The following is a 5852-nucleotide window of genomic DNA, read 5'->3' as shown; positions in this document are numbered from 1 at the left end:
GAGAAGCACCCGACGATAACGGTTGATCTAATCATAAACGGGAGCTTCGCATCAAAACGGCAGTTTCAGCACACGCCTGCGTCCACCTCACAAATCACGGGCCCCATTGTGCAGTGGAGCGTGCCGATAGCGAGCAAATATATGGTAGAAGGCCCCATCTGGCTGGTGTTTCACATTGACGAGCCTTGCGCGCCAGCTGAAGTCAAGATCAGCGCTGATCTCCGGCGCTTGGGGGTCGGCCTCGTTTCCATCGCTCTAAGCGCATAGAAACCCTACTGGGCGCAACCTAGCCCCAGCTCTAGCTCAGGATTGCGCGAGCAATCGGCAAGACATGGTCACCGTAGGTGATCAGATTTGCATAGCGGCCAGCCGAGACACGCTCCTTCGCGAACGTCTCCCATAGCGGCTCAACTCGTTCTTCCCAATTAAAGTCTTGTCGTATCAACACCTCGCACCCAAAGGATTCGGGTGCTTGTTCCAATATACGCCGGGCCTCTTCAGCAAGAGGTGTATAAGCTCGAAGTGCAGCGACCTTGCGCTCGCGCGCGGCAGGGTCGAGCAACATTTCTATCTTGCTGCCGCCCGCAACGCCCGGCACGGCAGCGGAAACCAGATGGGTAACTATTGCACCATTAGCAGTGATCCTTGCAGCCAACGCTTTCCCGATCGCCGACGTCAAGTCGTGTACGGGGTTGTAGCCATCGACAGCGTCAGCAACGACAGTCACAGCTGTCTCGTCCTTGACAATTTCGAATATCACATTCGCAACATTGCGAAAGGGCGTAGCGTCCCCAGCAAGGATTGCATCGTACCAATCCCGATCGGACATTTGGCAAAAAACTGGCCCAGGCTCAGCTCCTGCTGCTGCTAGCGTTTCCCTTGAGTATTTTGTCCTGGACGACTGGTTTCCGCCGGACCCGTCCGTCAATATACACACCACCGGCCGGACCCGCTCCATCCAGTGAAAGAGCCGTAACTCATGCCCTGGATGTGCCAGTAGCAAAATCGTTTTCATGATTGTCATCCGTTTTGGCAGAGTGCGGTATGTACCGTGCGAGTGCTTACACCAATGACGACGTCAAGACCTATCGTGAAACACTTTTGTCGAGCCATATGCCTGCCGTCGTAGGTGCGATGCGTGGAGAGTTGCGGCTGTTGGTTCGCGGATCAATAGGTCCTGCAGGATGGCAGATCGCGACAAGCCCCATCCCGGCGGATGGAACCGCGTGCATCTGATTGTCGATGATCTGTATGTTGAAACAAGCCCGCTGCAGACTGTTGGCGTTCGGTTTCGTAGCGATATTGTCACAGATCTCGGAAGCGCTCAGATCCTGCTGGCGGGTAGTTTCTGATCTGATCGGATTGTCTGCATATGACCAGCACAAGGATCATATGCCATTGGAACGACGAACAAGTCGCATGCTGAGCGAGCTTCCTCTGGAATGAGGTCGATATCACGATGCTAGGCAAATCAGATGGAAATTGCGATCTCATCAAATGCCATGTGGCTCCCATCAACCACCGCCCTGAGCGCAGTAAAATGGGTCTGGCAAACAACTCGCCGACTTCAGAGTGGCTTTTTCAATCTGACTCCCGGCCCTCCCCCATTCTCGGCGATAAACTCGACGCCCGCGTCTTCGAGGGCCCGACGGATTGCGATCAACGTGTTTCGCAACGGCGTCCGGGCCCCCCGTTCAAAATCGGTCAGCGTTCTTTCTCCAACAGCCGCTCTTTCAGACAACTCGACACGAGATAGCTCGAGCATCGCGCGCGCCGCTCTGCTTTGTGAAGGCAGTATACATATTTCCGGCGACATTGCCTTTTTCATGTTGACTTTATTCTCGTCGTGCTGCAGTTTCTGAGTACAGTACAAATTAGGTACCAATCATGCCGAACTAACCCGTTCAGGTAGACGCCCTGCATCCAGTAGTTCGACGCAGTCTTCGTCCTAAACGCGTCGGTAAACTCACGTGTTCCTCTATTCGCCCTCCCAGGCTGCTTTCGCCGCCCTCTTGGGTGTCTGAACTTTTACCAATCTTACCAACCCCCGAATGAGTGGAGCTCGGATCATGACTGATTCCGACAATACCACAGCTTTGCCCTTCGTCATCCCAGGGCGACGAAGGAGGAGCTATGCTGTGGATGACAAGGTGAGAGCTGACGGCTCTGCAGGTTGCACCGGACCTGCCGAGAGTTTTGCCGCGCGTTTGCTTGCGCCGCTCGACCCATGCGCTGTTCTGCTGCAAGAGTGGGAACAAGCACACCACATGGTCGTGGTTCTGTGTCGACTGCAGCAGCGCTTGGAGACACGGATCAGGAACGCCCTGGGCTCTTCTGATCCCAGCGACGGACCGGGTAACGGCGGGAGGGACACATCGCTTTCGGCTCCGGGATACCATCGGCCTTCGGCTGGTAGCCCGGCGCGCTGTAACAACGCCGTTTCCAGCACGATGTCCGCAGCTGAAGAAGCGGCCCTGACAGATCATCAGAGACGTTGGGACGCGCTTGATGTTGAGGTCGGATACTCGCGGGTCCGCGCTGCCGAGATCGAGGCCATTGAAGCTGAAGACCAAATCCTCGATGCCGTGGCAGACACACCCGCACAGTCACTTGTCGGGGTCATCGCCAAACTAAAAGTCATAGTCGGCGCTGGCGAGAACGTGGATGACACTTCGTCATTTCCCTGGCCGCAAATTCAGTCGGTTTTGGCGGATCTCAAGGACCTGAGCGACCGCGACAGGCACGTGCTGCCGCGCCCCGGCGATAGCCAGCTTGGCGGCAATCAGCCTGGCGACAGCCCCGGCCTGGACGGCGAGACCGGCCGACCCCGCGCATACATGTCAGACGGCGAGACGGCTGCCGGAAGCCGCCGGCGGCGAGGCTGAACCCACTGCAGGATCGCGGGAGGCGAGACTGCGATGGCACGCGCCAACACACACCAGACGTCCCTGCATCGGCCGTCGAGYAGGCACCTTCACAACAATGGGAGAGAGAAAATGAGCTTGAGAAGTCCTGTGCGGCTCGCACTCATATGGAGTGCAGTTTTTGCGCTAGTGCTCATCATGTTGGGTGGCACGGCTTGGGCCGAGACCACCAAGGAGCGGATCTTGCGCGAGGGCAAGATCGTCATTGGCATCCACAACCGCTCACCCTGGGGCTTTCGCAATGAAGCCACTGGCGAGGCCAAGGGATGGCACCCGGACCTGCTGAGAGCTGCCTTTTCCGAACTCGGCGTCAAGGAGCTCGATATCCGGGTCACCGAGTTTGGGGCCTTGATTCCGGGTCTGCTGGCAGGGCGCTTCGATGCCGTTGCCTCTGGGCTTTCCATCACGCCTGAGCGCTGCCGGCAGGTCGCCTTCGGGTCTCCGGATCTGAAGGTGCACGACGCCGCCATCGTGCTCGCTGGCAACCCAAAACAGATCCATAGCTTTGCGGATATTGTGAGCAAAGAGATCATCATGGGTGCCGGACGCGGAAGTGTCTCGGTCAAGAATGCGGCTGCAGCCGGTGTGCCTGAAAACCGTATGCTGCTGTTCCCCGACATCGAAGCCAACATCTCGGCCCTGCGCTCCGGCCGCATCGATGTGACGGTGCTGTCGTCTCCCACCGTCATCGGGCTGCTTGCGGGCGGCAAGGCCAAGGGCCTGGAGAGTGCGACACCGTTCGTGACGACAGATGAACAGGCGACCTATGCAGCTGTCGCCTTCCGCGCCGAAGACCAGGATCTGAGAGCGCTGTGGGATGAACGACTGGCTGCCCTGACGCAGGACGGCACGGTGACCAAGATCATGGCCCGATATGGCTTTGGCGAGACTGAGGTCGTGCCGAATACGGTCACCGTGGAGAAGCTCTGTGGCAATGGCGCGGGTACCGACGGTGCTGGCACTGTGGGTGCGGGCAAATGAGTATGCTCGAGATCTGGCTCGGCATYCTGCAGGGMTTTCGTGTCACCGCCYTGGTGACRCTCTAYGGCCTTGTCTTTGCCATYCCCTTYGGCCTTGTCTTCGGCGTCGCCCARTATCTGACGACGGGTCCKGYRCGGTTTGTSGTGACSTCGATCATCGAGTTCTGGCGCAGCTCTGCMGTCATCATYYTGCTGTTTGTCTTCTACTACGCCCTGCCCCTGGCCGGASTGGCGCTGTCSGCGATGACAGTCGCTGCYATGGTGCTSGGGCTCAACATTGGCGGTTATGCMAGCCAGGCCGTCAGGGCMGGCCTGCARGCSCTSGACCGTGGCCAAAAAGAAGCTGGCCACGCMCTKGGGCTCAAGCGYTCCACCATCTTGTTGCGCATYGARCTGCCSCAGGCGCTGGTGGCGATGAGCCCGACCTTCATCAACCAGCTSATCCAACTGGTGAAGGCRACATCGCTGGYCTCGCTGGTSACGCTGACCGACATGACCTTCCGCGCCAAGGAGATCTCCCAGATCGAATACGATCCTGTGCCGATCTACACCTCACTGCTGCTGGCCTACTTCATCGTCTGTTATCCGGTCGCGCTGTTCGGGCGCTGGGCCGAACGGCGCATCAACCCGGCAAGGGAGGCGCGTCGTGGCGTTTGATGTCGCGTTTGCGCTGTCGACGGTGCCAACAATCCTGAGCGCCATCGGCATGACCTTGCTGGTGGCGGCCCTCAGCTGCCTCGGTGCCTCGGCCATCGGGTTCGGCTTTGAACTCATCCGCCGCTCGGGCGGTGTCGGAGGCCTCTTCGTCGGCTTCGTGATCGACTTCATCAGGGCAACGCCGGTGCTGGTCTGGCTCTATTGCCTGTATTTCATATTGCCGTTTTACGGCATTCGCCTTGGTGCGCTTGCCGTCGGCATCATCGGGCTCAGCTTCTATTACAGCGGCTATCTCGCAGAGGTGTTCAAGGCCGGCATCGATGCCATCCCCAATGGTCAGGCCGAAGCCGCAAGGGCCCTGGGGCTGAGCCGGATGGATGCCACCATCTTTGTCATCGCCCCGCAGATGCTGCGTAATATCGCAGCCCCCATGGGCAACTACTTCGTTTCGATCCTCAAGGCGACGCCCTATCTGGCGGTGCTGGCGGTGCCCGAGATGCTCGGACGTGCCTTCGACATTGCGTCTGACACTTATCGCTACGCCGAGCCGCTAACGGTTGCCGGCCTCATTTTCCTTGGTCTTGCACTCGTCATTTCGCAAGCCATCAAGCGGCTTGAGATCCGCCTGCTTGGGCCGACAAACCGGTAACCCCGCGGTCGGTCACGTCTCCGCAAATTCAGACACTTAGATTGTTCACTTAAAGCACAGAGAGAACCATGACCCAGACCGACGACCAGCTCGCCGTCCAGATCGCCTCGCTCAACAAATGGTATGGCACCTTCCATGTGTTGAAGGAGRTCAACCTCACCATACAAAGCGGGTCTCGCGTCGTGATCTGCGGACCGTCAGGTTCGGGCAAATCCACCCTGATCCGCTGCCTGAACGGGCTTGAAGCCTATCAGCAGGGCACCGTGACCCTGGGCACGATCCGGCTGGGCGACCACGCCAAGGAGACAACTCTCGCCCGCCGCCAGACCGGCATGGTGTTTCAGAGCTTCAACCTGTTTCCGCATCTGACTGTTTTGTCGAACTGTACCCTGGCCTTGCGGCGGGTTCTTCGCATGCCGCGCAACGAAGCCGAGAGCCTGGCGCGCCATTTCCTCGAAAAGGTCCGCATTCCCGAACAGGCGCACAAATACCCCGCGCAACTGTCGGGCGGACAGCAGCAACGCGTGGCGATCGCCCGTGCATTGTGCATGAACCCGCGCCTGATGCTGTTTGACGAGCCAACCTCGGCACTCGATCCCGAGATGGTCAAGGAGGTGCTCGATGTCATGACCGGGCTCGCCC

At 58.8% G+C, this 5852-nt stretch carries 8 protein-coding genes; 7 read left to right on the top strand and 1 reads right to left on the bottom strand.

Features of this window, described 5'->3' with window-relative positions; genetic code table 11:
• Positions 1-267 (top strand): hypothetical protein (locus tag AC1DWF_RS29515; RefSeq protein WP_476842392.1); only part of this gene is annotated, 267 nt, incomplete at its 5' end.
• A 31-nt stretch (positions 268-298) separates the two neighbouring features.
• Here the strand turns inward: AC1DWF_RS29515 and AC1DWF_RS29510 are convergent.
• Entirely contained in the window at positions 299-1015 is a 717-nt protein-coding gene (locus AC1DWF_RS29510; protein WP_476787196.1) for a hypothetical protein, read from the bottom strand.
• A gap of 169 nt (positions 1016-1184) precedes the next feature.
• On the opposite strand from AC1DWF_RS29510, the gene AC1DWF_RS29505 reads away from it, so the two are divergent.
• The 6 genes from AC1DWF_RS29505 to AC1DWF_RS29480 form a co-directional block, all read left to right on the top strand.
• The gene (locus tag AC1DWF_RS29505) at positions 1185-1352 is read left to right on the top strand and encodes a hypothetical protein (RefSeq protein WP_476787197.1); all 168 of its coding nucleotides are present in this window, start codon (positions 1185-1187) and stop codon (positions 1350-1352) included.
• A 717-nt stretch (positions 1353-2069) separates the two neighbouring features.
• Complete coding sequence (locus AC1DWF_RS29500; protein WP_476789521.1) at positions 2070-2885, top strand: hypothetical protein; 816 nt, start codon at positions 2070-2072, stop codon at positions 2883-2885.
• 111 nt (positions 2886-2996) lie between these two features.
• Positions 2997-3905, top strand: a complete 909-nt coding sequence (ehuB, locus tag AC1DWF_RS29495; protein WP_476786552.1) for an ectoine/hydroxyectoine ABC transporter substrate-binding protein EhuB — start codon at positions 2997-2999, stop codon at positions 3903-3905.
• Positions 3902-4561, top strand: coding sequence for an amino acid ABC transporter permease (locus tag AC1DWF_RS29490; protein WP_476842391.1), 660 nt, complete (start codon positions 3902-3904; stop codon positions 4559-4561). Before ehuB ends, AC1DWF_RS29490 begins: the two co-directional genes overlap by 4 nt.
• Positions 4551-5210, top strand: coding sequence for an amino acid ABC transporter permease (locus tag AC1DWF_RS29485; protein WP_476789522.1), 660 nt, complete (start codon positions 4551-4553; stop codon positions 5208-5210). Before AC1DWF_RS29490 ends, AC1DWF_RS29485 begins: the two co-directional genes overlap by 11 nt.
• A 68-nt stretch (positions 5211-5278) precedes the next feature.
• On the top strand, positions 5279-5852 hold a 574-nt coding region (locus AC1DWF_RS29480), incomplete at its 3' end, for an amino acid ABC transporter ATP-binding protein (protein WP_476842390.1).

The organism is Aminobacter sp. P4_D5 (genome assembly GCF_056401815.1).
Note: the sequence above shows the minus strand (reverse complement) of the source record. Positions and strands in the feature narration are given on the sequence as shown.

What these genes read in the sequence shown, in the direction of transcription:
- AC1DWF_RS29510 (WP_476787196.1), bottom strand. Translation starts at nt 1,015, where the DNA reads ATGAAAACGATTTTGCTACTGGCACATCCAGGGCATGAGTTACGGCTC.
- AC1DWF_RS29505 (WP_476787197.1), top strand. Translation starts at nt 1,185, where the DNA reads ATGGCAGATCGCGACAAGCCCCATCCCGGCGGATGGAACCGCGTGCAT.
- AC1DWF_RS29500 (WP_476789521.1), top strand. Translation starts at nt 2,070, where the DNA reads ATGACTGATTCCGACAATACCACAGCTTTGCCCTTCGTCATCCCAGGG.
- ehuB (WP_476786552.1), top strand. Translation starts at nt 2,997, where the DNA reads ATGAGCTTGAGAAGTCCTGTGCGGCTCGCACTCATATGGAGTGCAGTT.